This window comes from Gordonia sp. (in: high G+C Gram-positive bacteria) (genome assembly GCF_049299075.1).
Lineage (GTDB): Bacteria > Actinomycetota > Actinomycetes > Mycobacteriales > Mycobacteriaceae > Gordonia.
Genome location: NZ_JBAQWU010000196.1, coordinates 1 through 2,004 on the forward strand (window position 1 = coordinate 1; position 2,004 = coordinate 2,004).

1 protein-coding gene and 1 pseudogene are annotated in these 2,004 nt (G+C 64.8%); both read left to right on the plus strand.

What is annotated here, in order from left to right:
• Positions 1–263, plus strand: a pseudogene (locus tag WAW85_RS06335) (ATP-binding protein); the annotation flags it as partial.
• 74 nt (positions 264–337) lie between these two features.
• Positions 338–2,004 (plus strand): hypothetical protein (locus tag WAW85_RS06340; protein ID WP_422558786.1); only part of this gene is annotated, 1,667 nt, incomplete at its 3' end.

Below are 2,004 nucleotides of genomic sequence, written 5' to 3' on the forward strand. Positions count from 1 at the left end.
ACCGGGTCCCGGACTACTACCCGGGCAGGGAGGGCCTCGTCTTTGCGATTCTGGACATCTTCGCTGGCTCGTCTTCGGCCCTGCCGATAGACGAGGTGCTGAAGTTGCTGGCCGTGGCACCCGATCCGACAACAGTGACCAGACGCGAATTGGTCGAGCTGGTTGAACTGCTTGAGCAGGACCACTACCTCAAACGAGTGGGCCTGACTAGTACGTTCCGAAGCGAGGTCGTCCGGCGCGCCTGGATTGCCACGTGGCGATGACGGCAGAACAAGCCCCACTCCACCCGATCTTCACTCCCACGGCCATTTCGGGGGACTCCCTAGACGCTGCAACGGTGGGGCGCGAGGACGTCATCGAAAGGGTCGCCCAGAGGGTGCGTGACGCAGCCCGCAGCACAGCTCGTCGCCATAGCCTGCTCGTCGGTGCGCGCGGGAGCGGCAAGACTCACACGCTGACGGTGGGCGTGCACCGGGCTCTCGTCGATCCTGAAGTCGCGGAAGCTGTGGCTCTGGCATGGATCCCGGAGGACTCTCTGGGCATCGGCTCGTATCGCGACCTCCTCGCCGAGGTCGTTCGCTCGATGGATCCTGGACACCTTGAATCAGCCCAGAGACTTCGGCGCGCCGGTGACATCGGCGCTCTGGAAGCCCTCGTCATGAAGATCGCTGGGCCTCGGACTGTGGTTCTCGTGCTTGAGAACTTGAACCGGGTCTTCGGCGACGTTGGGACCCGCGACAGCGGCGCGCTGAGGGGATTTGTGGAGACCAGCGGCAAGGTCTTGGTGCTGGCATCGACGCCGTTGCTCTTCTCCGGGGTCACCAATCGCAACGAGCCGTGGTACGGCTCATTCGACGTGGAACACCTCAAAGAACTCAGCGCCAGCGAAGGGAGCGAGATCGTTCGACGCCGCGCGCTACAACGCTCCAATCCCGAACTGGCTGCCTTCGTGATGTCTGCCGAAGGGCAGGCGCGGATGCGTGCAATCGCGCACCTCGCTGGCGGTTCGCCGCGCCTATGGCAAATCCTCGCGGAAGCCGTGACCGTCGCCTCCCTCGACCAACTCGTCCCCGCCGTGGAAAAGCTCCTTGACGACTTGGCTCCCTACTATCAGCAGCGGCTGTGGGACCTCGGGGGCAACGACCAGAGGCTGGTGCTTGAGCTTGGACGGGCCGCCGGGGCGGTCACTGTCGGCGACCTCTCCGGTCTCACAGGAAGCGAAGAGCGAGCAGCCGCGACCGCACTTGGACTTATTGCGGACGCAAGTTGGGTTAAGGCGACAAAAGCGGCTGGCGGAGACCGCCGAAAGTCCTGGTACGAACTTCGGGAACCCCTGCTGAGGCACCACCTTCAGTACCGGGACAGTCGAGGGGAACCGCTGCGCGTGATTGTGGAGGTGCTCCGCGGGTGGTACTCGCCTCAGGAGCGCCGGCAACAGCTGGCTCACGCGGACCGCGGATCGGTCGTAGAGCGGTTCCTCTCGTTCACCATGGTGAGTGACCCTCCCTCCAGGTCAGACATCGCGTATGCCACGCGTGATGTTGACGGCCTCATGGCAGAGGTCCGGTGCTGGCGTCTGGGAACAAGCACCTCCGCAGTCGTCGGCAGCGTGGATTTGGCCGAACAGATTGAACTCGCGATCTCGCAAGCCCGGACCGCACCCGAAGCAAACCCGACGGAAGCGGTCGGACAGGGCTTGATTGCGCTGCTCCGCGAGCCGTGGTCCGACCGCGACCGCCACGTGCTCGAACTCATTTCAACCTGCTGGAAGGGGCATACTGATCCAGCGGCCGCCAGCCAGCGACTCGCCGCCCTAGGTCCATTCGACTCGGCGGATCCACTCGGACACGCCATACGCGAGGAAGTCGCCTACTGGACTGGCGAAGCGGGTGACCCGGCCACCGCCCGCGACCTGCTCACCGCCCTGCTACCCGACCTCACCCGAGTCCTCGGCCCCGACCACCCCGACACCCTGACCACCCGCCACAACCAGGCCTACTGGAC